A 25,735-nucleotide genomic window follows, 5' to 3' on the forward strand; every position below is an offset into this window, starting at 1 on the left:
TGAAATTCTCAAGGACGCACTCGGTTTTTTCGCAAAAGACCGGAAGCGGTAAAGGCATGTCAACTCTATGCGTACATCCGTGAACGACGGGATCGGTGGCCCGTCAAAGAGATGTGCAAAGTACTTGCTGTCAGCGAATCGGGCTATTACCGAAGCTTGAAGCCGACATCCAGACAGGAGCGGCAGCAACGCCTTCTGGTCAACATTAAAGAAATCATCGGAGCACATGAAGACAACAGCAATTACGGTGTCCGGCGTATTCTGCTGGCGCTGTCACAAATAGAGATCACAACCAGCTACAGCACAGTCTATCGAATCATGAAGAGGCACGGCCTGCTGAAGAAAGTGAGGCGTCATTCAAACAGTATTACACGCGAGGATGCTGCAGCTCAAAAGAGCGAGAACCTGATCCAGAGAGACTTCAAATCCTCAGCACCCAACCAAAAGTGGTTATCGGATATCACCGAAGTCCCTTGTTCAGACGGTAAGCTCTATCTGTCCGCGGTACTGGATTGTTTCAATGGAGAGATCGTGGGCCTTGCCATGGACGACAACATGCGCAAAGAGCTGTGCATCCAAGCCTTTGAGAACGCCTGCAAAGCAAGAAATGCTCGCGGAATGATTTATCACAGCGATCGAGGTAGCCAATTCACCAGCCAAGCTTTCCGGAAGAGTCTGGCTAAACGTGGTGCCATTCAAAGCATGAGCGGCACAGGACGTTGCTACGATAACGCACGGATGGAAAGCTTTTTTGCTACGCTAAAGAAATAGAGCGCTATCCGATGGCCTATATTAAATCGGTCATCTTCAGATACATCATGGTCTATTACAATCGGCGGCGGATCTACACCTCTAATCCAGGGGGTTGGCCGCCATCTGTATATCGCGAAATAATGCTTTCAAAAGCAGCTTAGCAGCGGGATTTCTGAATGAGTGTGTTTTCAAACTGCACTTTTATTGACAACTCCAAACTACATAATTTCATATCATCATCATTCATGATGGTTCTTTTACTTCAAAGGACTGATTTTAAGGTATACTAAGCATCAATCATAAATTGTGGGTATACTAAGATGGTATTTACCTTTATTGGAGGATTCCGAAGGGAAGAAATAACATGAACATGGAAATATCGGATATCGACCAGCAAGTGTTGAATGAGATGAAGAGTGAATGTGATATCAATGTCACTGAAACACTAAATTTAATCGGTGGAAAATGGAAACTCAACTTATTATGGGCTATTCATGATAAAAGTAAACGGTTTAATGAACTTCGAAGAGAGCTCACCGGCATCTCTCAAAAAATGCTCACGCAACAACTGAGAGAGTTGGAAGAATCGGGATTGATAGCAAGGCGTGTCATTCCCGAAAAACCCCCTAAAGTCGAATATTCCCTATCCGAATACGGACATACATTGGAGCCATTGTTTAATGTGTTAAACTATTGGGGGTTAAGGCATAGAGTTCGTACCATTCATTCTCATCCCATTCACCAAACAAAAACAAACAAGCCCTCACAACTCGATTCTTAATGCCATTTTAGACGTAACGTTCTGAAGGACGCCCGTCCTTCGTTACTTTGTTGTTACTTTCTCGTTACCATTTTGTAACGAACTTCGTCCGCGTTCCGGGTAAGATGAGCATGTAAGCAACAAGGTCCCATGTCCCGCAACAGAGAAAACGCGGTTCGAGCAGGCCGATGACCGGTCGACGCACAAGACATCCTGCAGGTATCCTACACAATTGCTTGCTCACAATAAGGAGGAATTACGAATGAAACTTTTGACTCCCGTGAAAAAAACGGCGATTGCCGCAGTGGCCGCCGGTACGCTGGCCCTGTCCGCCGTCGGCGCCGTTCCTACTTACAACACGGCGGCCGCTGCTGCCGCGCCGGTTGACGCGCATATGAAGGCGTTCGAAACGCTGATGAGCTTCTATAAGCCAGCACTCCAAGGCCAGTTCCCGAATTTCCATAGCTTCACGATCGGCTCGACCACGCATGGAACGGTCATCAAGACGATCGGCGAAGCCGAGTCCCCGGCCAAGGACGCCGACGGGTTCGACGTCTATCACGCGGAGATGGGTCATCCCGGCTACGCCATCAATTACAAGCTCGATAAAATCCGCGAGATGCGCTACTTCGGCACGAACGTCGAGCGCCAGACGAACCTCGGCGGCATCACCGTCCGCATGATTGTCCAGCACTGGGGCGCGCCGAACGCTTCGACCGTGTTCAAAACAGGCAAAATCGTTCAAAAGAAACTCACGTACGTTCGCGGCAACTATCAGCTGGAATTCATCTTCAACGGCACGAGCGGCACGGGGCTGGACCACATCAACCTCGTGAAGAAGCCGGTCAAGTAACCGCTCCGCTCGCCGCATTCCTTCTCGATCCTGCGACGCATCGCACGATGACTAAGCCCGTCTTGGCCTATGGCCGAGACGGGCTTTTCCAGCCTCCCCGAACGCAAAAAAAGCCGCGGCAATCGCGGCTCGTTCTCGTCAGCATTCAGCAGCCCGCAGCCAAGCTGACCGTGTGGTCCTAGGGGCTACGCTACGGTCACGATGATGGGCTCATGCTTCGTAATGATGATCGTATGCTCGTGCTGCGCCACGAAGCTGTTATCGGGTACGCTGAGCGTCCACCCGTCCGGCTGTTCAACGGCATATTCGGCGCCGGTCGATAAGAAGGGTTCGATGGTGATGACCATCCCTTCTTTCAAGACCCGTTTGTCATGCTTGTTGTAATAGGGAAGAATCTCCGTGGGCGTCTCGTGCAGCGATCTGCCGACCCCGTGGCTGCACAGATTCTTAATCACGCGGTAGCCGCCCTTCTCCGCCTCGGATTGCATGATCCTTCCGATCTCGTTCAATTTGACGCCATGCTTCAGAGATGCGATCACCTTCATCATCGTATCGTGCGCGTATTGGCAGAGGCGCGTTAAAGCCGGATCGTACGGCGACATCGGAAACGAATGCCCCGCATCCGCATAATAGCCCCCGCGTTCAGCCGACACGTCGATGTTGATGACATCGCCCGGTTGAAGCTTGCGATTCCCCGGTATGCCATGCGCGATATCATGATTCACGCTAATACAGGCGTTGCCGGGAAAGTTATATGTGGCTTTCGGCGCGGGGACGGCGCCATGCCGTTTCAATATTTGGCCCCCAATCTCGTCGAGCTCCCGCGTCGTCATGCCCGCCCGGGCGCGATGCTTCATTTCGCGAATCGTCAAGGCAACGATTTGGCCAATCTCCTTCAGACCCTCGATATCGTTTTGCGATCCTATTGTCACGGCTTACCCCTCCGTTTGATGGATGTTCCCATTTTACCATATCGGAGCAGCGATCCGTTATCCCGGCCGCTGCTCGGCGCAGGCATGCAAAATAGCGATGGAGCTGATCCATCGCCTTTGCATGCGTACACGTTTAGTTCAGGGACTCCTCCTCCGGCTCCTCCGCCTGCTTCTCGACAAATTCATCCTGGTCGCTGCCCCAGATGAAGTCGATTCCCGATTCATTCATGACCTGGGCGCTGTTCTTCTTTCCTTGGCTAACCAGATCGGTTGGATCCGGTATGTCGCGATTGTTCATCTATAAGCCTCCTATTCCTCAAATGGCGGAACCCAAGCGGTATCCTTCCCAATTTCCGGTAAGCTTATGTACCGGCCAACAAGCGACAGCCGACGACTTGAAGCCGCAAGCTGCCGCTCGCTTCCGAATGATTATCGCTACAATGGATCCGCTAGCTTGAGCAAGACCGATACGGCCTCCGCCCTTGTTGCAGGATCTGCAGGGGCAAATCGGTTATTGCTCTTTCCTTGCACGATGTCTTGCTCGTGCAAGAACGCGATGCTCCCTTTCGCCCATGCCGGAATAGCCTGATCGTCCGCAAACCCGGTTGCGGCTGCCGCTCCGACCGATTGGCCAAGCGCCTTGGCGAGAATAACGGCCATCTCCGCGCGCGTGATTGCCGCATTCGGACGGAACGTCCCGTCCTCGTAGCCTGTCATGTACCCGGCTTTCACGGCTTGCGCGACGGCACTCCGGGCCCACGCTCCGATTCGCGCCGAGTCCTTGAACGTCAGCCCGGCTGCCGCCTCCGCCGGGGCCTTCAGCGTATGCATCAGCATCACGGCGAATTCGGCACGCGTCACCGTCGCTTTGGGTTTGAACGTACCGTCCGGATACCCGCTGACGATGCCCATGCTTACGGCTTGCTTAATCGCGGACTCGGCCCAATAGCCGGAGATATCGGAGAAGCTCGGCACGGGTTTACCGGTACCGGATGCCGACCCCTCTTTGGTTGCGGCAAACACGGCAAACTTCGTAAAATAATTCACCTCGACCGAAATACGATTGCCGTCGATTTTCCCTCCGGGCACTTCCACCCATTTTTTACTTGTCTCATCGTAATACATCACGGCTGCCCGCTGATTCTCCTTCAGTCTTGACCGGTCGAATGCAAAGGTCAACGTAACGGGATTGCTGAAATTCTCGGTGAAATTCTTGCTTATATCATAGATCGCGCTTAGAAGCTGCTCATGATTCACGACGAGATTATGCGTGCTTGTCCATTTCTCGATCGTTACGTTCAATTCCCGGTTCGCCGCATTCGCCGGAATGACGACCGTTGTCATCTACGCTCACTTCGCCCGATTGGCCTGCCGTCAGCGTCAGCTTCCCATCCTTGGAAATCACGCGCTCATCGGCCGGAGGCGGCGGTACCATTCCTCCGAAGCCACCACCGCCGCCAATGCCCCCGCCACCGCCGCTTCCGCCACCGCCGCCGTTGTTTCCGCCTGTCTCCTCGGACCGTTCATCGGCGTACGCCTTCGATACGATCAAGCTTTCCGCTTTGCCGTCGGCCTGCAGCGAGAGATTGACGTAGCCGCCTTCCTTGTTAAGATGCGCGACCTTCATCGTGACCTGCGTACTGCCGTTCCGTTTGCAGGGCGCTCACCGTGATGGAATCGTTGGCCGTACCGGCGAGATTCGTAACCTTAATCGCATCCAAGTCCGGCGTTCGGGTCATTTGGTCCAAGATCGGAACGACCGTGTAGAAAGGGGCTTGCTCCCCGTTGGAATCCGTATACCTGACCGCCAGCATCAACGCGGAATCAGGAATGGGAGTTCCCGAAGGAATCGTAACCGTGTACACGGACTTCTTGGCATCCGCCCGGGCAATACGGTCACCTACCAAGCCGTCCTCTCCTGCAAAATACACCTCGTAGCCGCTTCCGGTGCTCTCGGTGTCGGCAGGGTGCCAGGACAGGACGCCGCCAATGGTATCCCCGTTTGGATCGGTATCGTTGAACGCAACCTGATTCGCGAGGAAGGTCGGCATATCCCAGAGTCGCGCCACGCTGTAGTTGGTCGAACGCCTGAAGCTATTGTCATTGACTCTAATATAAGCGTAGATTGCGATATGCGTTTGATCGGTTTGGGGGTAAAGGCCATAGATGTCATAGTAGTACAGCCCGTCCTCCAGCTCATCCTTGCCGACTTGCCCAAGCTCTGCACCGAGCTCCATCTGATCGTTCATATAATACAAGGTATAGTGATCCACTTCGGCATCGTTCGCGGAAGGCTCGAACGCCACGAAACCAGATACCAGACCGGCTTGATTATTGTAATCGATGAACACCGCTTGTCCCGGCGTAAACGAATCCATGTAGGATTTGAGCGCGTCTACGGAGGCAAACTTATACACTTGCTTCATGCCGGAATTATCCGAATTGAAGGGATCCTGATTGCCCCGGACGACATAGACCGCGCTGTCGTCACCCACATCCACTAACCCGGCCTCGAACGGCAGATCGAACAATTTGACGGATGTATCGCTGTCATAGACGGCATATTGGGTAAACGCATACGAGCCTTTCGCATAGATGACCTGGTCCGGGAAGGTGGCCAGCAATGGCGCGCCTTGGCTCCTGTCGTACTTCTTGGTGCCTGCGTAGATCGCGTCGCCGTCGGTCATCAAGGTCCTCGTGCTGTATTGGAAATTGTCTACCACGGCATGAAGCTTATACGGAGCTTGAAGTTCGATCCCATACAGGCTGTTGCCGATGCTCGCATACAGCAATGACTGATCCGGCGCCAAGGCAAGATGCACGGCATTGATGTCGAAGTAACCGTTCTTGATCTCCGTCACCTCTTGCGTGGCCCTCGAATAGACGCTCAGCGTGTTGGCGTTCCGGGATAGATCGGTCGAGGTGAAGAAGATCAGATCCCCGTAAGCGACGGCCTCCAGCGGCATGCGCCCCGACAGCTCGGCCGCCTCACCGATTGCCGGATTCGAAGGATTCACGATGGCGATCGAGGAAGAACCGGTATTCGCGGCATACAGGCTGCCGTCGGACATCGTAATCGCGACAGGCTTGGAACCGATATACGACTCGTTATCCACCGTCATCATGTCCTTGTTGATCGTCACTAGCGTATTCTCCGTCGAGACGGCATAGAGATGGTCGTTGTCCGACGCCCAGCGCGTAATCGGACTGCGCAAGTCCAGCCGGTTCGCGGCCGCAGTATGGCCGCCGTACGAGAGCTCGGGGAGCTCGATCCGCTGCTTGGAGATCGTATTGTAGGAATACGTGTACACGTTGTGCTCCGCATCCAGGGCTGCCAAGGAAGATTCTCGGGGCAGATCGGCCAAGATCCGGTACGTGTCCTTGTCATAGACATGCCGGTTGGTCACGACTACGCGGTCTCGAACCTGCAGAATGCTGTCGAAGTGATATTCCGTGAACGACGAATACATCCCTCGAACGACCGCCAGGTTCGAGGCATCGAATTTGCGCGAGGCATAGTAGACCTCTTCCCCTTGCGCAAGGATCGGCCCCGTGAAATTATAACCGCCCAATTCAATCTTGGATGCTACCTGCGCGGTATTTGCCGTACTTACCGCGATCAAATCGTTCCCGGCCAAGTAGAGCATATTCTTCGCGGCGTTGATTGCGAGCTCCCTCACATACGAGACCCCGTCAGGCAGCGCAATCGCGCTTTCGGTACCCGCAGTCAAGTCGAATTTTTTGACAAGTTCATTCGGGGAACCGGACGAATAGTAGACGCTTGAAGACGACGCTTCCGGCGAGGAAGCGAATGCCGCGCCGCTCGTCGGAGCCGGCATAATAAAAACGTGAAGCAATAAAACAAACGCCGCCATCATGCAAATAAACCTTCGATATTGCCAACTCCTTCATCATTTCTTTGGTTGTTCTGTAAAATCGTTCCGATCATGGAATGAGAAGTGAGTATTCCGAACCATAGCCAATCAGGCCGCAACAATAAAGCCCAAGGCGCTAAACGGCCTTGGGCTTTGTTTTCTAATATCTCGTTATGAATCACAAGTGGGTTGCGGGTAAAACTCGCTATAAATTGAATTATCCTGCTCCTTGCTTCCAAATTCACTCAGCAGTGCACGCACTTCGCTTGTTGACTTCGCGTTCATCAAGCTGTTTCTAAGTTCACTTGCCCCTCGAAACCCACGGACATAAATTTTGAAGAAACGGGTAAGCGCGCTAAACGAACGTGGCACCACTGCTGAATATTGATCATGCAGATCCAGATGGAGCCGCAGCAGATCAAGCAATTCCGCACTGCTATGCTCCTTCGGCCCTTTCTCAAATGCATATGGATTTTGAAAAATACCGCGCCCAATCATAATACCGTCGACACCGTATTGCTTGGCAAGCTGCAAGCCGGTCTGACGGTCGGGGATATCCCCGTTAATGGTCAGAAATGTATCTGGCGCCACCTCATCGCGAAGCTTCTTAATCTCCGGAATCAGTTCCCAATGAGCCTTTACTTTGCTCATTTCCTCTCTTGTTCGCAGATGAATGGACAGATTAACAATATTTTGTTTCAGTATATGTGTTAACCAGTCACGCCATTCGTCTACGTCACTAAAACCGAGCCTTGTTTTTACACTGACCGGCAGTCCCCCGGCTTTGGCGGCTTGGATGATATCCGCTGCGATTTCAGGACGGCAGATCAGGCCGCTGCCCTTGCCATGCTCTGCTACGTTCGCCACTGGACAACCCATATTAATATCGATGCCTTCGAATCCTTCTTGCGCCATGCCGATGCTCATTTCACGGAAAAATTCCGGCTTATCTCCCCAGATATGCGCTACAATCGGCTGTTCATCCGGGGTAAAAGTCAAGCGCCCGCGTACACTTTTGTTTCCCTCCGGGTGACAATAACTCTCCGTATTCGCAAACTCCGTAAAGTATACATCCGGTCTGCCCGCCGCACTTACGACATGGCGAAAAACAACATCTGTCACATCTTCCATAGGTGCTAGTACAAAAAAAGGTCGTGGCAAATCGCGCCAAAAATTTTCTTTCATCCTTAAATACTCCTTTATACCTACAAGAACAATCTTTGTCCCGAGCATAGTCAATTAAACATACATGACTTAATTATAAACGGAATACCGTCATGATGGTATGTCACTTCGAACCATCAACAATGCCCAGTTATTGAAAAACACGCATCACTCTTTGTTTGGCATAACTTTGCGGCAAGCTCTTCACTAACGTGTCCCATTAATTGAACAAAAACATCCCAATCGGTTCAAGACAGCAAGTCATAGATCATTTCTGGAAAGCGCAGGATACAGAGAAAGAGTCGATCGAAGGAGCCCAGCACATGCTTAAGCCACTACTAATCATCGCTACACTGATTGCTGTTTTATCTGGATGCGCTTCTAAAGCCCACGAGGAACCAAAGGTCGTCGACCAACAACGTTTAATTACGTACACAGCCATTCGATTATTTGTAAACGGCAATCTTGCGAATGTCGCGCCTACGATCATAAAAGGCGTTACATTCGTTCCCGTTCGTGCAGCCGGGGAGATGTTGAACAAATACGTGTTCTGGGATGCGGCGACAAAAACCGTGTTCATTAATGATCAGAACCAATAACAGAAGCAGTCTCCCGCGAGCAAGGCCTTGAAGCTGATCATAAACGGAAAACAAGCAAACGTCGCTCCGAAAATCATGTCCGGCGTGACTTATGTTCCCGTACGTGCGGCAGGCGAGCTGCTGAAGAAGTACGTCACATGGGATGCATTCATTAAAGCGGTATACATCAACAATCAGATGCATCAAAAAGTGCTTTACTTCCCGGCGGCCAACTACCCGTTAACGGCGGCCCATATGAGAGCCGCGATTGGAAAGGGAAAATCGCCAATCTGCACCATTGATCGGGCAGGCGCAGACGCGAACCGCGCAAACGCGCTTCAAGGCATCCCCGCCAAAGAAGGGTTCGATCGCGACGAATATCCGATGGCGATGTGCGCGGAAGGCGGAACCGGTGCAGATGTCGCTTATGTGAAGTCCTCCGACAATCGCGGCTCCGGCTCCTGGATCGGCAATCAGCTCGAACCGTATCCGGAAGGTACGCGCGTGCTGTTCGTGATCGATGGGGCGGGAGGCGCGAGCCCGACGTCGCCGTCAACACCGGCGACTCCTTCCACACCGGTTACTTACGAGAATTGCGCTGCGGTAAAAGCCGCGGGAAAGGCCCCGCTATACAAAGGACAGCCCGGCTATAGCACCCAGTTGGACCGTGACGGCGATGGAGTAGCCTGTGAGCAGTAGCGATTACGATAACGTAAAACCTGACTGCCGGAGCAAACTCTTGCGCAGCAAACGGAAAAGGGGTCCCCGAGAGGACCCCATGCTTCCAATTGCGATCTAAACCTTCAGCCTTTGATACCCGAAAGCGTTACGCCCTCGATAATATACCGCTGCCCGATGATATAGACGATGAGCACCGGAATAAGCGCGATGGACGCTCCCGCCATCATCAGGGTCCAATCCGTCGCGTACATGCCCCGGTACAGGTTGAGCATCATCGGAACGGTGAACCTATCCGGGCTGTTGAGGAAAATCAACGGATTAAAGAAGTTGTTCCACATGCCGAGGAAGGTGAATATCCCCAGCGCCGATAAAGCCGGCTTGATCAGAGGCAGCATAATCCGCAAGTAAATCGTCCATCGGTTGGCCCCGTCCACGATAGCCGCCTCTTCCATCTCCTTGGGAATGCCTTTGAAGAACTGACGGAGCAGAAACACCCCGAAGGCATTCAGCAATGCAGAAGGAATGATGATCGACAGGTGGGAATCCAGCCAGCCGATGTTTTTCATGATGAGATAGAGCGGAATAATCGTCACCTGTCCGGGAACCATCATGGTGGCCAGGAACATCAGAAACAGCGGCTCACGCATGGGGAAGCGGATCTTGGCGAACGCATAAGCCGCCATGGAACAGGTCAGCAGCTGCGACACAACGACGATCACATTAATATAGAAGCTGTTGAAGTATGCCCGGCCAAACGGCAGCGCCGTCAGAGAGTCCTTGAAGTTGGACCAGACGAAGGGGCTCGGAATCCACTTCGGCGGCACGATGAATACCTGCGATAAATCCTTCAGCGCGCTAAGCACCATCCAGACGAAAGGGAGTGCCATTACGCAAGCCCCCAGAATCAGTACAAGATGGAGCGCCAGGGTGGAAATACGAAAGCCTTTTAGCTGCATATTGCTGCTCCTCCTTACCGAATCTACTAGTCCTCGTAATGTACCCAACGTTTGGATATGCCCATTTGAAACAGGGTCAGCGATAAAATGATCAGAAACAAGATGACCGCCGCCGCCGTACTTTTGCCAAACGTAAAATCTACAAACGCGGTCTCATAAATATGGAACACAATGGTATAGCTGGCTTTGGCCGGCCCTCCCGAGGTCATGACGAAGGACTGGTCGAATACCTGGAAGGAACCGATGATCGACATGATGGTGACAAAAAAGGTGGTCGGCGAAATCAAAGGAATCGTAATATGGCGCAGCTGCTGCCACTTGTTCGCTCCGTCAATCTGGGCGGCTTCATAGTAGCTTGCCGATATGCCCTGCAGCCCCGCAAGAAACAGCACCATATTGCCGCCGAGCCCCATCCAGATGCTGAGCAGCGCAATGGACGGCATAACAAACCGCGTATCCGTCAGCCACATCGGCCCTTGGATCCCGAACCATTCCTTCAAATACAGATTGATGAGCCCGAAATCCGCGTTGAACAACCACATGAATACGACGGCTACCGCAACCGACATCGTGATGTTCGGCATGAAATAGATCAGCCGGTAGATGACCTTCCCCTTGACCCGGTTGAGCCCGATCGCGATGAGCAGCGCCAGCAGAATGCCGGTCGGCACTGTCAGCAGGGTGTAATAAATCGTATTGACAATGGCGATCCGGAATTCTTCATCCTTGAATTGGGCGATAAAGTTATCCAATCCGACAAATGACCGCTCCCCGAAGCCATCCCAATTCATCAAACTCAGCACGAATGCCATAATGAGCGGAAGCAGCGAGAAACAGAGCAGCCCGACGAATTGCGGGAAGATGAAGAAGTATCCCCAGAAGCGGTCCGATGCCTTATTGTTCAAGGGGCGCCGCTGCGGGCCGATTTCCGGGCTTAGGGTGCCTGCTGCCTGTGTTTGCCTGGTATTCACATCCATCGTCATCCCAACTTTCTTTTGCTAGCCTTATTTCTTCTTGTATTCTTCGATTTTTTTGTTGGCAAGATCCTGAATCTCCTGCATGGCTGTATCCAGATCCTCATTCTTGAGCCACAGCGCTTCAAAGCGGGAGTTGATGTCCGAGCTGAGTCCGGGAACGCCGGCTTCGGCAGGCGTCAGCGCATAGCCGATTTCCCGGGCATCGAGGAACAGCTTCGCATGCTCCGGCAAATTGCCTTCGAGCACCACATCGTCCGCTCCTTTGACGGACGGAACCGCATTGCCGCCGCCCTGCAGGCGATAGATCTGGCCTTCTTTGCTGACGAACTCCGTCAGGAACTTGTAGGAGGCTTCTTTTTGCTTGGACGCTTTATTCAACACCATATATGCAGTGGGGATACCGGCTGGCTCGATTTTGTTGCCTGTATTGGTCGGCCAGGTAACCACGTCATATTCAAGGGTGGCATTTTTCTTGAACAGCGGGAGGTACCAGCGTCCGGCGCCGACGAATCCGACTTGATTGGACATGAACATGGCATCGCCGCCTTGACCTTTGGGAAGCGTACCCGAGAACGTAATATTTTTGGCCTTCACATTGTCATAGAGGAATTGGAAGGCTTCCTTTGCTTTGGGATCGGAGTTGGCGACATAGGCGCCAGTCTCGTCATATACTTTACCGCCGTTCGAGGTTACCCAGCTGTGGGTGCTGTTCCAGGAATTATCCAGCACATAGCCGTATTTGCCGGTTGCGCGGATTTTCTCGGTCATCAGCTTGAATGCTTCCCACGTCCATTCGCCTTTCTCCTGAAGATCCGCAGGCATATCCGTGACGCCCGCATCCGTCAGCACCTTCTTGTTGTACCAGAGAACCATGGGATTACAGTCCACCGCGATGCCGAAAATTTTGTTGTCGCGTTGCGCTGCGCCCCACAAGCCTTCGAAGTAATCGTCCTTCTTCAGCGTGCTGCCCGACACTTCCATTAACGGGGTGAGCTCTTCGATGCTCCCATTCTCGATCAGCTTCACGATGAAGGCATCGCCCGCATAAAAGATATCCGGCGCTTTGCCGCCCGTCAGCTGGGTGAGGATTTTCTGATCGTATTCGCCGGGAATCGGGATGAGCTCGGCTTCAATATCGGGATGCTTGGCGTTAAAGTCCTTGGTAAATTCCTGGAATCTTGTCAATTCGCCAGGATTCCCCCACGTCGCCCAGGTAATCTTTACTTTCTCCCCTTTGGGCGGCGCTGCATTTCCCCCTTCGGTCTGACCTTCTTCATTGCCTGCCCCACAAGCCTGCAGCAAAATCGACAGCGTAAGAACAGGAGCCAGCAGCGACCACTTTTGCATTTTCATTGCGAATTCCTCCTTTAATTTGTCCACCCATGCCGCCAAATCTACTAATGGAAGCGCTCTTATTATAAAATGTGGAATTTTTCAAGAAAACGGCTTTTGTTCCGATAACGTGTCTTGTTTTCCGCTGTTTGCTTCTCCGCCCGGTTTATGAGGCTGTCCGTGGTATTCCCCCGGCGAGAGTCCGACAATTTTCTTGAACTGCTTGCTGAAATGCTTGACGTCGTTGAAGCCCGACTGTTCCGCGACCTCATAGACCCTCAGCGTTGACTCCGCCAGCAGCTCCTTGGCCCTGTTGACCCGCAGGGCAATGAGATAATCGATAAAGTTCTTCCCCGTCACTTTCTTAAACATTTCGCTGAAGTAGTTCCGGCTGACATTGACTTCATCCGCCACCTGCTGAAGGGAAATCGCCTCGGTAAAATGCTCCATCATGAACTGCACCGCCTGCATCACAATCCGCCCGTGAAGCGAGGTGTCCGGAATGCCGGAGTCGTCCGGCACCGGCAAGCTGCTGAAGCAAGCCTCCACATGCTCCGCGATCTCTGCCGCATAATCAAGCTTGCTCAGCTTGCGGATATGATGCACCATCACCGTATTGTGATGCTTGCTTAACGTGAGCAGGCTGAGCACCTGCTCGGCTTCATCAATGACCTGCTGCTTCGTCTTATATCGGCGGCTCCAATGCCCGGTGATCCGCTTCAGCTGGAGCAAGGCTTCGGCATGATTTTCCGCCGCCAGCGCTTCCTTGAGCAGATGCAGCATGTCGCCATGATCGGGAAGAGGCTGGCAAGCCGGCTCAGGCCTTTCCTCCGCCATCACGATGCTGCCCGGCCCGTAAAAGAACGTATCCTCGAGCGCCTGCTGCGCTTCGGCGAAAGCAGCCTGAAGTTCCCGCAAATCGCGATGCAGCCGGCTGATTCCCGCCGCATACCCCCTATCAGCCAGCTCCCCGTCCCGGATGGCTTGGCCGACAACCTCCTCCGCCCGCCCCGCTGACCATACCCGTTCCGGAACAACCGCGATCAGCAGATCCGGGTGGATTGCGGCGGCAACAGGAGCTTTCAGCCTCTCATACAACAGCGTCTTCGCGGATTCAATCCCCCGGCTCAGCCGGACTTCAGCCTCCAGCGAATGCGGCTTGCTGCCGCGAACCTGAAGAACAGCCATGCCGTAACGCTGCGGAATATCCTTCAGATTCGCGATCAGCGAAGCGCAGGCCTCTTCATTGCCGCGAACGGCCTGAATCAAGCGCTTCTCCAGCACTTCCTGCTGCTCGGCAAGCTGTTTGTCCCGATACTTCTCGAGCAGTTCCCGGTTCGCCTGCTCCTCCCGAAGCTTTACCCGCATCTGGTCCAGAATCGTCTTGAGCGAATCGGCGTTCAAGGTCGGTTTCAGGATATAATCGGACGCACCCAGCCTGATCCCTTCCCGCACATAATCGAAATCGCTATGGCAGCTGAGCAGCAGCACCTTGACCCAGGGACACAGCTCCCGCGCCCGGCGCGTCAGCTCCAGCCCGTCCATCACCGGCATGGCGATATCCGTAATCAGAATATCCACTTCCCCGTTCTCGAGCCACTTCATCGCACGCAGGCCGTTTGCGGCTTCGCCCACCAGCTGGTAGCCGTTACCCGCCCAATCGAACGTTGCGCGAAGTCCGGCCCGGGCCATGAATTCATCGTCAACGAGCAGCACTCTGCACATATTTGGTCTCCTTTCTCCGCGAGAACGTGATCATCACCGAGGTGCCTTCCCCTTCGGCGCTGGCCACTTTGACCCCGTAGGCATTCCCGTAATACAGCTTGATCGTTTGATCCACATGCCGCAGCCCGATGCTCGTCATCCCTTTCATCGTCCGCTCGTTGCTGCTGATCAGCAGCTGGCTGATCCGCGCCTGGCTCATGCCGACTCCGTCATCCTGAATCCGGATCAGCAGATCCTCTCCCAGCTGCTGCACCTGGATGGCGATCGTCCCCTTCTCATCCTTGGGAGCAATCCCGTGGAAGATCGCATTCTCCACGATCGGCTGCAGCAGCATGCGGGGGATCGGAACGTCGAGCAGCTCTTCCGGGCAGTCGGTATACAGCTCGATCTTGTTCTCGTACCGGTATTCCTGGATAATCATATATTTCTCCAATAGCTCAAGCTCGCTGCCGATGGTGCCGAATACGCCTCCCCGCTCCAGGCTCCCTTCCAGCAGCTGAACCAGCGTCGTAACGGCATTATCCACGTCATTCGTGCGGTTGAGCTTGGCCATCCAGCGAATGGAGTTCAGCGTATTGTACAAAAAATGGGGATTGATCTGGTAGCGCAGCGCGCGGATTTCCGCCTTCTTCTTCTCCGATTCCTCTTCCGAGATCCGCTCGATCAAGAGCGCGATCTGTCCGATCATTTTGTTGAAGCTGCGCCCCAGCTGGCCGATTTCATTGCGTCCGATGTGACCGCTTCGGACCGTCAGATCCCCGGCTTCGCCCTTCTTCATCAGCCGGCTGAGGTTGACGAGCGGATTACCGATCTTGCGGATTCCGAATACCCCCATGCCGACCGCAAGCACGATGGAGCCTAGGGCAATCCAGAACGTATAATTGCGGATACTAGCGGAGTCTGCGGTCAGCTCTTTCAGCGGAACGACGCCGACCACATGCCAGCCGTTATCCAGCTCCTCGGGAATCACCAGCGTTTTGTTCTTATCGCGCTCGCTCTCCCGCATCTGCTCCGGCAGCTCGATCCTGGAGGCTTGTCCGTATTCCGCCGGGTCGGGGTGATAGAAATAACGATTCTTGTCATTGGTCACATAGATATAGCCGGTATCTCCGAACTGCACGCGGTCCAGCTCGTCAATGAGCAGATCGGCCATGATCTCATAGAACATCACGCCGATGATCTCCCCCGTCTCCCAGCTGCGGATGGCGCGGCCCAGCCCGAATACGGGAAAGCCCGTTTCCGTTTTCTTCAGGTACGAGGTTTGCGATATTCCGAACCAGACCGTATTGCCGTTCGCCTTCAGAATCGCTTCATACCAGTCCGAATCCCATTGATCGGGGACGGACATCAGCGAATCTCCGCTGAACACGGAGTTGTTGCGGTTGACATCGAAGATGTAGATGTCGATAATTTCCGTGGAATTGATCATGATGGAGGTCAGCAGCTCTTTGCTGCTCTTCACCATCTCATTGAGTTCGTACGGGGTGGTCTCCGGCTTTTGCTCCAATACCTGCTGAATGAGCTTGCTGTTGAGCACCATCATGGAGGAGTCGTCTAGCTTCTTGAAGAACAGATTCAGCTTGTCGCTCACCTGCGTGATGGTCAGCGACGCGACCTTGCTGACCTGCTCCTCCACAATCGCCGAGGAGATGTTATAGGACAGGAAGCCCATCACAAGTACTGGAAGCGTCATGCCGATAAAACAAAACAAAAACAGCTGATTCACGATCGATTGCAGAGGCCGAAACCGCATGAACATGTATCCTTTCCTGTCAGATTTTTCGATGAACCGCTTACAATTGGGGAACTTGACCTCCCTTCTGTTCTAGCCAGGCGGATCGGGACAATAGCTATCCCCTCACCACCTCATTGCTACGGATTGACCCCTTACATTCGCCAATAGCGGGATTTCCCCTTCTTTGGTTGACATTTTCAGTACAATAGGAAAAACATACCAAAAAAAGCGATCGCTCTCCTGTCGAATGCAGGAATACGATCGCCGCTTGATTACCTCTTTTTCAACAGTATGCTTGAGGGGGATGGGACCAGCGGTAAGCTGTCAGGTGGATGATGTCTGTTTCACGACATGACCATCCAGGTACACACCGTAGGACAAACGCTCGATATACTTCAACTGTTTCTCTTCATAGCCGGTGTCTTTCTTCAATATTCGGTTATCTTCAATGTAATAGGGATAGAAGCTCATCTCAATCCGCCCGTCATGCAGCAGTAACTTCAATAATCCCGTGTCCGCCTTGGGACCTGTCACGTAGTCGGGGAACAGGAAATTGCCGAGCGAATAGGCTATGGGTTTCCCTTTGTAATATTCAAAACCTTGAAGGACGTGCGGATGACTGCCGATGATGGCGTCGGCTCCTGCATCAATCATCTTCTTAGCCAAATCCCGCTGCCATTGCTCCGGGCGGTTGTTCTGCTCGACCCCCCAATGCATGTAGACGATCAAATAGTCGCAATCGGCCGCTTGCTCGCGGCTGGCTTTCAGGACTTTCTTCTGCTTGTAGGCTCCAGCCACGCCAGGCCGGTCTTTGGAGGCATTCCATGAAACCGACGGCAGGAATCGGGTGAAGGCTGCGATCCTTACCTTATTTCCACCCAGCAAGATTGTTTTCGCATGAAAGGCTTCTGTTTCGTTTTTGCCCGCCCCCGTATAAGTCAGGCCGGCATCCTCTACGTTCTTGAATGTGTCCATGAGTCCTTCCGGAAGGTAATCCAGCACATGATTATTGGCCAATGAGACCATATCGAAACCGGCATTCCGTAGTCCGCCAAGTGAAGCGGGGTCGGCATTGAAATTATTGGCTCGTGTCTTTGACCGTTGCTGTCGTTACGGCCGTCTCAAGATTAACAACCGCCCAGTCGGCAGCCTGGACCTGTTCCTTGACTTGCAGGAACGGATCGTCGACTCCCCGCTCGCGCATGGCGGCTTTAACGGAATTGTCCATCATGACATCCCCGGCGAATACGATGCAGCTATCTTTCTTATCCCCGCTCGAAGGATAGTCATTTTCGGAGACTGGGGCATTACTTCTGGAGTATAGTCGACTTGCCCAGCTATTATCGGATAGTTGGATGCGAAGCAATATACTCATACTCGAACCGACCAAAACAGCAAGTACCCAAATTCTTTTTCTCATAACCAGACCTTTCGCAACGTTGCTCATCGAACTATAAAAGTTCGAAGCATCGTTCAAATTTTTTGTCGGCCTTCATCAGAATCGACATGATCCAGAAAAAGGCCGCGATTTACGCGGCCCTTCATGCATTATGTTTTTGTCACCTCATATTTTATGCTCATAGACGATGACCCTGTCATCCGGACTATAATCATCGCCGGTATGTCCCTTCACCTTCCACGTTGCCGTGTACCCTTCGGGTAATTCGGCTGTACTGTATTCGGTACCGTCCGCGCGCACCTTCGTTATACTCGGAGATGGTGAACCGTCGCCTGCTGACTCCAGACTCAGGTCATAATTTTCTCCATCCGGAGAAACCATGGAGACCGTAACGACCGCATGATACCCTTCAGGCAGGGTCCAAGATCCGCTCAACGCTTGGCCGGGAGTCGTGATGTACCCGTAATATAACGAATACTCGTAATTGTACCTGCCATCTGAATCCGTTATGGAATCGGAAAACTGTAACGAGCCTGGCTCCTGCTCCTGATAGGCTTCCGTAAAGAATATCACCTCTCTGTTCTCGCTCTGATTGCCGCCGGCATCCACGGCAACCAGTGTGAACACCCGTCGGATCTGCAGCTTGTACTGGCCGGTCTTTAACATTTACGCACCTGAATCTAGGTGACCGATGAATTTCCGGATCGGCTGTCGTCTATATCAACGAAGGCCAACATGAACACAAATTAAATGGACGGAGAGGTGTTTGGATAATGGCATTAACATCCGTATTCACGAGCTTCAACCTGCCCGTAAACAACGTAGAACAATCGAAAGCGTTCTTCACCGGACTCGGATTTGAGCTCAACCCGCAATTCCCCGATAACGAGAATTCGGCAGCCATCGTAATTGGCGACCGCCTGCAGGTCATGCTGATCGATCAAGCATTCTTCACGACGCTCACGGAGAAGGCATCCGTCGATACGGACAAGTATGCGCAGATGACGATCGCATTGGCCTTGGAGAGCCGGGAACAGGTCGATGATATCGTGAATACCGCGGTTGCTTTGGGCGGGACATTGCACGCTGAACCCGAATATCATGGGGCGATGTATCATTGGGGCTTCGCGGACTTGGACGGCCATCTGTGGGCCATCAACTACATGGACCTGGAGGCGGCACAAGGCTAAGGCGAACAGCGCATGCTCGTACTAGGGGTCGAAAAGAAAGACGCCGGGCATCTTCCCCGGCGTCTTCTTCGCGATGTTTAGTTTTGTTCGGTATAGGCTTTGAAATTGTCCATGATCGCTTGCCAGCCTGCTTGCTGGAACTCGACGGGATTGGAGCTCTCCGCGTCGAACGTTTCAATAACCTTCGTCTCATTCCCTTGATCGACGAAAGCAATATCCGCTCTTCTTCCGTCTTCCATGGTGTAACCGATCGCCTCATGCCGATTCACGACATCGTAGACGCCGCCAAAATCAAAGCCCATGCTGCCATCCTTCGCTTCCATCCGCGTCACGAACTTGCCGCCGACCCGCAGATCGTTTTCGGCTCTCGGCGCATGCCAGTCCTCGGACGCTTGATTCCACTTCGTGATGTGCGCCGGCTCGGTCCAATAGCGCCATACCTTCTCCAGCGGGGCTTGAATGACGGCTTGCACGGTTATTTTCGTCGGTTGATTCGTTTCCATCTTAAATAGACACCTCTCTCATGATATTCATCGTGCGGTCATGCTCAATACTATAGACGTAAGCCAGTGACGACATTCATCGGTCCATTCGCTCAGGCAGCCCAAATCGCGAAAATAAAGGCCGATGAATGAAGTTTTGCACGTGCAGGATTTGATCGTCTTTCGTTTCGATGACGTGGATGCCCCAGGGCACCAGACCAGAACCCTCTTGAGCCGGCATATACTGGGCCAACGCCGGATATCCGCCATTCACCGTAATGGGCACGAATCGCGAACCTTCGCAATGCCAGCGCGTAAGCGAATAGAAGGCGGCCAGGTCTTCCTTGCCGCGAATCCACATCTCGAAGGGCGGCATCGACATGCAGCCTTCCTCGTGGAACAACGCAACGAGCGCCGCAATATCGAATCGCTCGAAGGCCTCTACATATCGGGACAGCAGCTGCTGCTCCGGTTGAACGTTCATGCTGCTGAGCTCATCCGAGCGAAGCTGCGCCCGGCCCATCGTCTCCCGGGCTCTTTGCAAAGCGCTGTTCACCGCTGCCGGCGACATCGCCAGCGTTTCCGCGATCTGCTTGGAGGACCATTCGAATACATCCTTCAAAATAAGTACCGCGCGCTGCCGCGGAGGCAAGGTCTGCAGAAGAGCGATGAAGCACAGTCGCAGGGTATCCCGGCGGACGAGCCGATCTTCCGGATCGCCCCCGAAGTCGGGGGACGGCCAGATCCAGGCAGCGTCCGGCAGCGTGTCGCGCGGCTCGAAGATGGCGGCGGCCGGATCGAACAGGTCAATGGGAAGCGCGCGGCGTTTGGATTGTCTTAGCTTGTCCAAGCACAGGTTGGCGGCAATCCGATAGACCCACGTTTTGAACGAGGCATCCTGTCTGAACGTGCTCCAGCTCTGCCAGACCCGAATACTCGTCTCCTGAACGGCATCGTCCGCATCGTCCATGGAGCCTAGCATGCGGTAACAGAACGAGGTTAAGCCCGGCTTCAAGCTTGTAAATAAAGGTTCGTCAAATGCGGTTTCGTTCATCGCGGCCTCCCTTAACGATCCCCCCGAAAGGCGGTACCTTCCGCTTCGGCTGCCGAACCGTTAGTTTTAACGTTCTCCGCTAATTGAGAAACAATTTACCGAAATGCGAGATCAATGAATCCAACGGATTCCCGATCTTCACAGCCAGCTCTCGCTCAACTTTATACGCTGCTTCCACCATCGATAATTGAGCAACCGAAATCTTCTTATCTTTTTCCGATACCAGTATCTTCTTTATGTACGTTGATAATTCTTCAACATAACGCTCTTTTTCACCGCGCATGAGCAGCTCGAATGTATTCTCTATAATTCGCGCCTCAATATTACGGATAGGCATACCATGTGTAGAAGCATATTCTTTAAGCCTTCCCATTGTCCCCTCGACCGTTGCTGGATTCGTGAACAAAAGCACTTGCGGTGCTGTAATTCTGCAGACGGAATTAAAGAAAGGCTCATCCATTTTGAGTATCGGAATTGACGTATGAAGCCGGTTTTCTTCCAGAAGCGCAATATAGGTTGTACATGTGATCAGAATAGCCTCAACATTGGCTTGTGCTATCCATTCTATTTGTTCGAGGACTTTGTTTTTGGCCTGTGCTTCATCAAAATTGTTATCCGATGTGATTCTACTCATCAAACCAGGGTCCACAAAATGAATCCATTCCAAATCATCAGAGGATATCGCATGTTCAATATACGCTATATTTGAATAGTGGGCGTGTAAACAACCAATCCTTCTTTTCATCATTTTATTGCCTCAAGTAACGATTTCGGATGACCCCAACGTGATGAAGCTCGTGTCCTGCGATGCCATAAGCGAGGGCGCGCACCGTAATGCCGGTGTCGTTGGCTGTGCCCTGGCGGGACCACGCCTCCGTCGGTAACCCGCTCAGCAGCGTGATCGTCGATTGCCGTACGGCCCGGTAGTCTTCGGCCAATTGCGCGGTTGTCCACCTTCCGAAAGGAGAAATGAACAATTCCTGGTCGAAGCCGGGGAGCGGCGTCTGATCCCCTCTTGCAAATCGGAGCAGGCGGCAGGTCATGACGCGTTCACTGTCTGCGATGTGGCCCACGACTTCTTTCAGCGACCATTTTCCTTCTGTATACCGATAGTCGCTCTGGCTTTCGGTCAACGATGCCAGCAGCTCGGTCATTTGCTTTTCCTGGGCGAGCAGAATGTCGATGATATTGCCTCCCGGCACCAACCGGATATACTCACCGGCGTCCCCGGCGTACTCATCTTCTGACGGTCTTTGGTTCATGCGTAATCACCTTTCTATTCAGATCTAGGAAACGACACTGCTCTTTCCAAGGCATAGCTAATGAATTCTTGAAAGAATAGCATTTTCCTTCCAGTAATTGAAAGTAAGCAACCATTTCGTTGGTTGGCCGCTGCGCTGCCCTTTCAAATTTAATGAAAGCGTACAAGCTATTTTTCATAGATTTTCATATATTGCTGTATCCAGACACGAGGAGGTGATTGAATATGCCAAAACAATTTTTAGATGAGCGAATTTCGGTGATTTCCCAGGGCGCTGCGGTTGCGATTCTGGGTACGCCTGTGCTAGTCGGAGATATTGGCCTGCAAACGGTTGGCATCTTACCTGAGAATACAAGCAATGTTCGGGTTATCTTGAATGCCATGATCATTACGACGGCATTAGGTGCCGCAAGCAGCTATCGCGTTCAAATTTTGCGCGAAGACACTCCGCTTTTTACGGCCGATTATCTTGGAGCCGACTTAGCAAGCGTCAACCCGCCGTCCTACGTGGTGACCGATTTTCCGCCGCTTGCGCAAGTATTGACCGGACAAGTCCGTTATACGTTCACGATTCAACTGACGGCGGGAGCGGGCGGCACGGTTCAAGGCGCATTCTTCGGCGGCGTCATTGCTGCCGGTAACTAAATCACCATGCGCCAAGGAAGAATAGTGTTGCTGCTCTTTTCATCATGGACATGCTCCCCCTACGGTGTAGGGGGATTTTTTCGGCCATTAGCGCAATAAAAGTAGAGCAGTACGGTACTATTTGGCGGCGCCGGTCGGAATCGGTATCGTCATCCGATAGGATTTCATATAGTGGAAGCCGGATAACAGCAGCCGTTCGGGCTTATCCGCTGTATGCACGGAATACGTCTGCTCCCAGAACACGTTATTCTTCCCCAGCTCCCATGGACGCGCCTGCGATATCGCAGCGACCGGCACCCGCTTACCGCCGGCCTGCACGAATAACGAGTCCGTGTCGAGCTCCGTAAACTGCGCCCTTGCGATGACGATGTCGTAGCCGGACGCGGTCTTGGTCACGCTGCGAATGAAGACCTTCTCCGTGCCGAATCGGAGCGATCGATCCGAAGGGGATGTCAGCGAGATCGGCTCCGTCACCTGCTGGTACCCGGGGAAGCTGTCGAGTACGATGGCTAACGATTCGATCTTATCGGTCGGAAGCACGTCGTAATCAAGCTCAAACTCCGCCCTGCCGTTCACGCTGCTTGTCGTCATTCGGTAGCCGCTCACCTCGGCCCCGTTCACCAGTAGTTTCATGGTGCCCGGATATCTCGGAAGTTCTCCATCGTCCATATCGTAGTGCCCTTTAATCACCGTGGAAGTCGGAGAAGCCGAGATCGAATCATAATGAATCGTTCCTTCGTCGACGGGCACGGATAGGGCCAGCTTCTCTTGAATGATGCTCTTCATCGCTTTATTCGCCTCGAAGTTGAACGAGATCGGGTAGGTCGCTTTCGTCCCGTCCTCCAACCACTCGCTGAATTCGGCCGTTAACGTCCGTGAGAACGGACTTACCGGCTCGAATTTATCGACCCCTTGAAACCGCGTCCGGTCCTCGCTGTAGTTGCCCCCGCCTTCGATCATATCGGAGTCCGTGAGAAACCCTTTGACTTTATAGACGTTATACCTGGTCGAATCATCGACCCCAAACGTCCGGCCAGCCGGCAGATCGACGGTATAATACATCAAAAACGCAAGGTCGTCCGCGATAACGCCATTTACGGTGATGACGGTGCCGTCCTGGAGCGTCATGCTTTTGCCGATGGCCTGTCCATACCCCTGCTCGGCGACTTCACCGAAACTCAGCGTACTCAGCTCGGCCCGATTCAGCAGCTTACCCCCGTAATAGGCGAAAGCCGGGTATTGGTACGTCAGAACAAACAGCAGCAGCGCGGCGGCCGCCGACAGGCTCCAGGTTAACGACCGGTTCCGCTTGCGCTTCTTCGCCGGGGCGCGATACAGCGCTTGCCGCAGCCGATCCTCCAATGCTCTCGGCGCTTTCAGTTCATGCAGGCTCTGTTTATGATGCTGTAATTTTTCTTTAATGGTACTCACAGCGTTCACCTCCGAGGATGTCCTTTAACTTCTGCATGCCGAGCGAGATGCGCGACTTGATCGTGCCTAAGGGCACGCCCGTCATATCCGCAATCGTCTGATAGGGAAAGTCATGCACGTATCGAAGCTCGATCGCCTCCCGCTGCTTGTCGCTTAAGTGAGCGAGCAGCGACTGCAGATCCATCTCGGATTCCGTGCTCCGGTAAGGGTTAGCTTCCGTTAACGCCGGCATCGACGCCTCGAGCTCCTCTTCAAGCGGCTGACACTTCCCGTTCTGGCGGAGCAGCGCTTTGCATCGGTTCACGAGAATGGTTTTGCTCCAGCTGTAGAACGCTTCCCCTTTCTGCAATTGCCCGATCTTCTCATAGAGCGTGACGATCATATCCTCCATCGCATCCATCGCGTCATGCTCGTTCCCCATGTAAGCGTAAGCTAGGCGATAATAAGCGTCCTGGTCGGCCATGATGAGTTGTAATAGTGCATCCTTGCTGCCTTTCTTTGCTTGTCTCACAAGACGGCTTACCATCCGGGTTTCTCCCCCTTTCATAACTAAGAGCCCGCTGAAGCGCAAAAAGTTCATAGCAGCCCAAAAATAGTTTCGCGTATGTATGCCGGAGTGCAGGTCTGGCATCAATGAAAAAAGCAGCCTCGCAGGCTGCTTCATCGTAGATTGCCGGGAAGTAGTCTATGTCTGGATTGCGGGTTCTTGATGTGCACGCACGTTCCCTCTACACGTAGGCATAACGTTACGATCGTTCCCATATAATGCTTGAGGTGTCTCAATATGCGGCTTAGGAGGAACAACGTGGAATACGATATCACCGTCGAACCGGGAGTACGGGTGTTCATACAGGACTTGAATCCGACAGGGACCCCGACGATCCTGTTTATTCACGGCTGGCCTTTGAGCCATAAACAGTTCGAATACCAATTCGATCTGCTTCCGTCCATGGGCGTCCGGTGCATCGGGATGGATTGGCGCGGGTTCGGCAATTCGGATAAGCCCTACACCGGGTACAGCTTAGATCGATTAGCGGACGATATTCGCGTCGTGATCGAGGCGCTGCGCTTACAGCATATCACGCTGGCGGGGCATTCCGCAGGCGGAGCGCTAGCGGCCAGGTACCTGGCCAGGCATCAGAGCTTCGGCGTCTCCAAGCTTGTGCTCATTGACGCCCAATCCCCGGGTTCCATACCGCCGCAAGATGCGAATCGGTTCATTGCGGGAACGTTGTCCGACCGGCCCCAGATGCTGGCCGGGTTAACCGATTCGTTTTTCTTCAAATATATTACCGAACCCTTCTCGAACTGGTTCTTTCAAATCGGATTGCAAGCAGCCGGCTGGTCGACCGCGGCCGTCATGGTTACGTTACGAGACGAGAACGTGCGGCACGATCTGGGGAAGATCAACGTGCCGACGCTCATTATTCACGGCGTCCATGACAAAGTCGTCCCGTTCTCCAATGCGCAGGAAACCCATACGCTCATCCGCAATTCGGTCTTGGTCCCGTTTCAATATAGCGGGCATGTTCCTTTCTTGGACGAACGCGATCTCTTTAACCAGACCTTGATGCAATTTATACGATGATTGCCCTTACGCACCTATTCCCATCCCTTGATATGGTAATGGAGGTGAAACACGTCTTGCCCGCCCTTTTCCTGCAGTTCACATTCATACTCATGCCATCGAGCTTAAACTGGCGGTACATGTGCTGAGCAATCTTGTTGATGTGGGCGATTAGCGGCTGGTCTGCTGCTTCTAACTCCATCACGGGAGGAACATGTTTTTTCGGGACGGCCAGCAAATGAATAGGGGCGGAAGGATCTTTACAGCGAAATATGATGATCTGATCATCTTCATATTCCACTTTGGCCGGAAGTTTTCTGTCGATAATGTTACAAAAGACACAGATAGACTCCATTTTACGATCGCCCCCATATCATGTGGACAC

At 53.0% G+C, this 25,735-nt stretch carries 27 protein-coding genes and 4 pseudogenes; 10 read left to right on the top strand and 21 right to left on the bottom strand.

The window, feature by feature from the left end; translation table 11 throughout:
• Nucleotides 1–57: 57 nt before the first annotated feature.
• From ACFPB1_RS09800 to ACFPB1_RS09810, 3 genes and pseudogenes are all read left to right on the top strand, one after another.
• Nucleotides 58–771, top strand: a pseudogene (locus tag ACFPB1_RS09800) (IS3 family transposase); the annotation flags it as partial.
• A 346-nt stretch (nucleotides 772–1,117) separates the two neighbouring features.
• Nucleotides 1,118–1,534, top strand: a complete 417-nt coding sequence (locus ACFPB1_RS09805; protein WP_379224556.1) for a winged helix-turn-helix transcriptional regulator — start codon at nucleotides 1,118–1,120, stop codon at nucleotides 1,532–1,534.
• A 241-nt stretch (nucleotides 1,535–1,775) separates the two neighbouring features.
• Complete coding sequence (locus ACFPB1_RS09810; RefSeq protein WP_379224558.1) at nucleotides 1,776–2,366, top strand: YjgB family protein; 591 nt, start codon at nucleotides 1,776–1,778, stop codon at nucleotides 2,364–2,366.
• A 185-nt stretch (nucleotides 2,367–2,551) separates the two neighbouring features.
• Here the strand turns inward: ACFPB1_RS09810 and map are convergent, their stop codons facing one another.
• The 6 genes from map to ACFPB1_RS09840 form a co-directional block, all read right to left on the bottom strand.
• Nucleotides 2,552–3,298 carry a type I methionyl aminopeptidase gene (map, locus tag ACFPB1_RS09815; protein ID WP_379224560.1) on the bottom strand — a complete coding sequence of 249 codons (747 nt, stop codon included), beginning with the start codon at nucleotides 3,296–3,298 and terminating at the stop codon, nucleotides 2,552–2,554.
• 133 nt (nucleotides 3,299–3,431) lie between these two features.
• A complete protein-coding gene (locus tag ACFPB1_RS09820) occupies nucleotides 3,432–3,596 on the bottom strand; it encodes a hypothetical protein (RefSeq protein ID WP_379224562.1) in 165 nt (54 codons plus the stop codon).
• 137 nt (nucleotides 3,597–3,733) lie between these two features.
• Entirely contained in the window at nucleotides 3,734–4,642 is a 909-nt protein-coding gene (locus ACFPB1_RS09825; protein ID WP_379224565.1) for an S-layer homology domain-containing protein, read from the bottom strand.
• Nucleotides 4,563–4,925: a hypothetical protein gene (locus ACFPB1_RS09830; RefSeq protein WP_379224567.1), complete on the bottom strand. Its 363-nt coding sequence runs from the start codon at nucleotides 4,923–4,925 to the stop codon at nucleotides 4,563–4,565. The genes ACFPB1_RS09825 and ACFPB1_RS09830 overlap by 80 nt, the downstream gene beginning before the upstream one ends.
• Nucleotides 4,906–6,978 (bottom strand): YncE family protein, encoded by a 2,073-nt coding sequence (locus ACFPB1_RS09835; protein WP_379224569.1) that lies wholly within the window; start codon nucleotides 6,976–6,978, stop codon nucleotides 4,906–4,908. Before ACFPB1_RS09835 ends, ACFPB1_RS09830 begins: the two co-directional genes overlap by 20 nt.
• A 366-nt stretch (nucleotides 6,979–7,344) precedes the next feature.
• Nucleotides 7,345–8,358 (bottom strand): tRNA dihydrouridine synthase, encoded by a 1,014-nt coding sequence (locus ACFPB1_RS09840; protein ID WP_379224571.1) that lies wholly within the window; start codon nucleotides 8,356–8,358, stop codon nucleotides 7,345–7,347.
• 203 nt (nucleotides 8,359–8,561) lie between these two features.
• Here ACFPB1_RS09840 and ACFPB1_RS09845 point away from each other — a divergent pair, with 203 nt between their 5' ends.
• From ACFPB1_RS09845 to ACFPB1_RS09860, 4 genes and pseudogenes are all read left to right on the top strand, one after another.
• Nucleotides 8,562–8,936 (top strand): stalk domain-containing protein, encoded by a 375-nt coding sequence (locus ACFPB1_RS09845; protein WP_379224573.1) that lies wholly within the window; start codon nucleotides 8,562–8,564, stop codon nucleotides 8,934–8,936.
• Nucleotides 8,937–8,963: 27 nt separating this feature from the next.
• Nucleotides 8,964–9,101 (top strand): annotated as a pseudogene (locus ACFPB1_RS09850) (stalk domain-containing protein); the annotation flags it as partial.
• A gap of 12 nt (nucleotides 9,102–9,113) precedes the next feature.
• A pseudogene (locus ACFPB1_RS09855) lies at nucleotides 9,114–9,434 on the top strand (sporulation protein); the annotation flags it as partial.
• Nucleotides 9,429–9,614 (top strand): excalibur calcium-binding domain-containing protein, encoded by a 186-nt coding sequence (locus ACFPB1_RS09860; RefSeq protein WP_379224817.1) that lies wholly within the window; start codon nucleotides 9,429–9,431, stop codon nucleotides 9,612–9,614. The pseudogene ACFPB1_RS09855 and the gene ACFPB1_RS09860, both read left to right, overlap by 6 nt.
• Nucleotides 9,615–9,718: 104 nt before the next feature.
• On the opposite strand, the gene ACFPB1_RS09865 is transcribed toward ACFPB1_RS09860, so the two are convergent.
• The 8 genes and pseudogenes from ACFPB1_RS09865 to ACFPB1_RS09900 all read right to left on the bottom strand — a co-directional run bounded on the left by ACFPB1_RS09865 (nucleotide 9,719) and on the right by ACFPB1_RS09900 (nucleotide 18,386).
• Nucleotides 9,719–10,552, bottom strand: coding sequence for a carbohydrate ABC transporter permease (locus tag ACFPB1_RS09865; protein ID WP_379224575.1), 834 nt, complete (start codon nucleotides 10,550–10,552; stop codon nucleotides 9,719–9,721).
• Between the two features lie 26 nt (nucleotides 10,553–10,578).
• Nucleotides 10,579–11,529: a carbohydrate ABC transporter permease gene (locus ACFPB1_RS09870; protein ID WP_379224819.1), complete on the bottom strand. Its 951-nt coding sequence runs from the start codon at nucleotides 11,527–11,529 to the stop codon at nucleotides 10,579–10,581.
• A 27-nt stretch (nucleotides 11,530–11,556) separates the two neighbouring features.
• Nucleotides 11,557–12,882 carry an ABC transporter substrate-binding protein gene (locus ACFPB1_RS09875; protein WP_379224577.1) on the bottom strand — a complete coding sequence of 442 codons (1,326 nt, stop codon included), beginning with the start codon at nucleotides 12,880–12,882 and terminating at the stop codon, nucleotides 11,557–11,559.
• A gap of 81 nt (nucleotides 12,883–12,963) precedes the next feature.
• Entirely contained in the window at nucleotides 12,964–14,586 is a 1,623-nt protein-coding gene (locus tag ACFPB1_RS09880) for a response regulator (protein WP_379224578.1), read from the bottom strand.
• Nucleotides 14,564–16,339 carry a sensor histidine kinase gene (locus tag ACFPB1_RS09885; RefSeq protein ID WP_379224580.1) on the bottom strand — a complete coding sequence of 592 codons (1,776 nt, stop codon included), beginning with the start codon at nucleotides 16,337–16,339 and terminating at the stop codon, nucleotides 14,564–14,566. The genes ACFPB1_RS09880 and ACFPB1_RS09885 overlap by 23 nt, the downstream gene beginning before the upstream one ends.
• A 306-nt stretch (nucleotides 16,340–16,645) precedes the next feature.
• Nucleotides 16,646–17,350 (bottom strand): annotated as a pseudogene (locus ACFPB1_RS09890) (CapA family protein); the annotation flags it as partial.
• Nucleotides 17,351–17,399: 49 nt separating this feature from the next.
• Complete coding sequence (locus ACFPB1_RS09895) at nucleotides 17,400–17,768, bottom strand: CapA family protein (RefSeq protein WP_379224821.1); 369 nt, start codon at nucleotides 17,766–17,768, stop codon at nucleotides 17,400–17,402.
• A 117-nt stretch (nucleotides 17,769–17,885) separates the two neighbouring features.
• Nucleotides 17,886–18,386 (bottom strand): hypothetical protein, encoded by a 501-nt coding sequence (locus ACFPB1_RS09900; protein ID WP_379224582.1) that lies wholly within the window; start codon nucleotides 18,384–18,386, stop codon nucleotides 17,886–17,888.
• A gap of 107 nt (nucleotides 18,387–18,493) precedes the next feature.
• On the opposite strand from ACFPB1_RS09900, the gene ACFPB1_RS09905 reads away from it, so the two are divergent.
• Nucleotides 18,494–18,910: a VOC family protein gene (locus ACFPB1_RS09905; protein ID WP_379224584.1), complete on the top strand. Its 417-nt coding sequence runs from the start codon at nucleotides 18,494–18,496 to the stop codon at nucleotides 18,908–18,910.
• 77 nt (nucleotides 18,911–18,987) lie between these two features.
• Here the strand turns inward: ACFPB1_RS09905 and ACFPB1_RS09910 are convergent, their stop codons facing one another.
• From ACFPB1_RS09910 to ACFPB1_RS09925, 4 genes are all read right to left on the bottom strand, one after another.
• Nucleotides 18,988–19,413 carry an SRPBCC family protein gene (locus ACFPB1_RS09910; protein WP_379224586.1) on the bottom strand — a complete coding sequence of 142 codons (426 nt, stop codon included), beginning with the start codon at nucleotides 19,411–19,413 and terminating at the stop codon, nucleotides 18,988–18,990.
• 76 nt (nucleotides 19,414–19,489) lie between these two features.
• Nucleotides 19,490–20,446 (bottom strand): sigma-70 family RNA polymerase sigma factor, encoded by a 957-nt coding sequence (locus tag ACFPB1_RS09915; protein ID WP_379224588.1) that lies wholly within the window; start codon nucleotides 20,444–20,446, stop codon nucleotides 19,490–19,492.
• A 79-nt stretch (nucleotides 20,447–20,525) separates the two neighbouring features.
• Nucleotides 20,526–21,191 carry an aspartate/glutamate racemase family protein gene (locus ACFPB1_RS09920; protein ID WP_379224823.1) on the bottom strand — a complete coding sequence of 222 codons (666 nt, stop codon included), beginning with the start codon at nucleotides 21,189–21,191 and terminating at the stop codon, nucleotides 20,526–20,528.
• A gap of 4 nt (nucleotides 21,192–21,195) precedes the next feature.
• Nucleotides 21,196–21,708: a DinB family protein gene (locus ACFPB1_RS09925; RefSeq protein WP_379224590.1), complete on the bottom strand. Its 513-nt coding sequence runs from the start codon at nucleotides 21,706–21,708 to the stop codon at nucleotides 21,196–21,198.
• Nucleotides 21,709–21,932: 224 nt separating this feature from the next.
• On the opposite strand from ACFPB1_RS09925, the gene ACFPB1_RS09930 reads away from it, so the two are divergent.
• The gene (locus ACFPB1_RS09930) at nucleotides 21,933–22,352 is read left to right on the top strand and encodes a hypothetical protein (RefSeq protein ID WP_379224592.1); all 420 of its coding nucleotides are present in this window, start codon (nucleotides 21,933–21,935) and stop codon (nucleotides 22,350–22,352) included.
• 117 nt (nucleotides 22,353–22,469) lie between these two features.
• Here the strand turns inward: ACFPB1_RS09930 and ACFPB1_RS09935 are convergent, their stop codons facing one another.
• Together ACFPB1_RS09935 and ACFPB1_RS09940 are read right to left on the bottom strand one after the other, a co-directional pair.
• Nucleotides 22,470–23,783, bottom strand: a complete 1,314-nt coding sequence (locus tag ACFPB1_RS09935; protein ID WP_379224594.1) for a DUF4179 domain-containing protein — start codon at nucleotides 23,781–23,783, stop codon at nucleotides 22,470–22,472.
• The gene (locus ACFPB1_RS09940; RefSeq protein WP_379224596.1) at nucleotides 23,770–24,309 is read right to left on the bottom strand and encodes an RNA polymerase sigma factor; all 540 of its coding nucleotides are present in this window, start codon (nucleotides 24,307–24,309) and stop codon (nucleotides 23,770–23,772) included. Before ACFPB1_RS09940 ends, ACFPB1_RS09935 begins: the two co-directional genes overlap by 14 nt.
• Before the next feature lie 279 nt (nucleotides 24,310–24,588).
• On the opposite strand from ACFPB1_RS09940, the gene ACFPB1_RS09945 reads away from it, so the two are divergent.
• The gene (locus ACFPB1_RS09945) at nucleotides 24,589–25,371 is read left to right on the top strand and encodes an alpha/beta fold hydrolase (protein ID WP_379224598.1); all 783 of its coding nucleotides are present in this window, start codon (nucleotides 24,589–24,591) and stop codon (nucleotides 25,369–25,371) included.
• Here the strand turns inward: ACFPB1_RS09945 and ACFPB1_RS09950 are convergent.
• Nucleotides 25,361–25,705: an HIT domain-containing protein gene (locus ACFPB1_RS09950; RefSeq protein ID WP_379224600.1), complete on the bottom strand. Its 345-nt coding sequence runs from the start codon at nucleotides 25,703–25,705 to the stop codon at nucleotides 25,361–25,363. The two genes, ACFPB1_RS09945 and ACFPB1_RS09950, sit on opposite strands and share 11 nt — an antisense overlap.
• Between the last annotated feature and the right edge of the window lie 30 nt (nucleotides 25,706–25,735).

The organism is Paenibacillus sp. GCM10023250 (assembly GCF_042653205.1).
Classification (GTDB): Bacteria; Bacillota; Bacilli; order Paenibacillales; family Paenibacillaceae; genus Paenibacillus_Z.